Source organism: Nocardia sp. NPDC004582 (assembly GCF_053602115.1).
This window is the reverse complement of sequence record NZ_JBSGCY010000302.1, coordinates 1-1,228: the sequence shown is the minus strand read 5'-3', so window position 1 is coordinate 1,228 and position 1,228 is coordinate 1. Positions and strand designations below refer to the sequence as shown.

At 70.0% G+C, this 1,228-nt stretch carries 1 protein-coding gene; it reads left to right on the top strand.

Annotated elements, in window-relative coordinates; all coding sequences use genetic code 11:
* Window positions 1–31: 31 nt before the first annotated feature.
* Window positions 32–1,228, top strand: a 1,197-nt coding sequence (locus ACWELJ_RS34185) for a hypothetical protein (RefSeq protein ID WP_452370189.1), incomplete at its 3' end; no start/stop codon positions are given.

Here is a 1,228-nt window from a genome sequence, read left to right as displayed (position 1 = left end):
GTTGGGGTGGGGCGGCCGGTTCAGTGGCCGCGTGCCCGTCGAGGACACCGGCACCATCTACACCGGTCCGACCAGCCAGGCGGGCGGCAACTACCCCTTCCTCCTGGGCAGCGGTCTCCCGCCGCGCGGGGTGCCGGTCGGCCGGGATGTGCTCACCGGCGAGTTGGTGTGCATCGACCCGTCGGGCTGGACCGGCAAGCTCACGACCAATCCCGGCGTCTGGGTCATGTCCCAGCCGGGCGCGGGTAAGTCGGCGCTGGTCAAGCGCGTGTGCATGGTCTACTCGGCGCTCGGGTTCATGACGTGCGTGCCCGGGGACGTCAAGGGCGAGTACAGCGACATGGTCCGCGAACTCGGCGGGTCGGTGGTCCGGATCGGCGACGGCATCGGCCGTCTCAACCCCTTGGACTCTGGGCCGCTCAAGGGGCGTGCGCAGTCGCTGCCGGTGAAGCAGCGCGATGCCCTGTTGGACGTCCTCAACGGGCGCCGGTTGGAGACGCTGGTCGCCCTGCTGTCGACCAAGCACGGACTCGGCAAGGCCCCGAACGCGATCGAGCGCTCGGCGTTGGACACGGCCGTCCACGTCGCTTCTGCTGCCCAGTCGTCGGGGAGCGACCCGGTGGTCGGCGACGTCGTGCAGGTGCTGCGGGACGCGCCCGAGGCGCTGCGGACCAAACTCTCCGCCGAGGACGACCGGTACCGGGACCTGACGAGGGAAGTCGTCGCCGGGCTGGACAACTTGATCGGGGGCCCGTTGAAGGGTCTCTTCGACGGCCCGACGACCACCCCCCTGCACATCTCGGCGCCCGCCGTGTCCGTGGACATCTCCGCCCTGCGGGCCCGCGGAAATGACGTGGTCAGCGCGGGCATGATCGCCACGTGGGCGTACACCTACTCCGCGATCGACTCCGCCCGCAGCATCGGCCTGATGGACCGTTCCCTCGTCCTGCCGATGGACGAGATGTGGCGGGCCCTGCGCAGCGGCCCGGGCCTGGTGGACGCGATGGACGCCATCAGCCGTCTGAACAGGACCACGAACGATGTGACGATCTACGTCACGCACAGCTTGCTGGACGTCGAGGCGCTGCCGACGGAGACCGACCGCGCCAAGGCGCGCGGGTTGATGGACCGGTGCGACACCTGGGTGATCGGCGCGTCCTCCGAGGAGGAGCTGACCCGGGTCACCGGCAAGCGCAGCCTCACCGAGCAGGAGCGCATGATGATCGGC